At 34.1% G+C, this 305-nt stretch carries 1 protein-coding gene; it reads right to left on the reverse strand.

Translation table 11 applies throughout. The features are described 5' to 3' along the window. Positions 1-305 (reverse strand): AMP-binding protein (locus tag SB679_RS23645; protein ID WP_410704704.1); only part of this gene is annotated, 305 nt, incomplete at both ends.

Here is a 305-nt window from a genome sequence, read left to right on the forward strand (position 1 = left end):
TTATCATCAAGTACATAACACCTTAAGGTCGGAATTGCTGTTCCAATATTGCTGATATTAGAAACGATATCACTTGCTGTAATATCCTTATAAGTTACATGGACCGTAGTTTCTGTAATGCCATACATGTTGATTAACTTGGTCGATGGGTATTTTAAATTATATGATGATAATTTACCCGGACTCAATGCCTCACCTCCAAAAATAACATAACGTAAATCCAATTGGGATTCAGAGGACTTCTGATCTTCTTCAATTACATTATAAAATACCGATGGTGTCTGGTTTAAAACTGTTACTCTTTC

The organism is Chryseobacterium sp. SIMBA_029 (assembly GCF_046535275.1).
Lineage (GTDB): Bacteria > Bacteroidota > Bacteroidia > Flavobacteriales > Weeksellaceae > Chryseobacterium.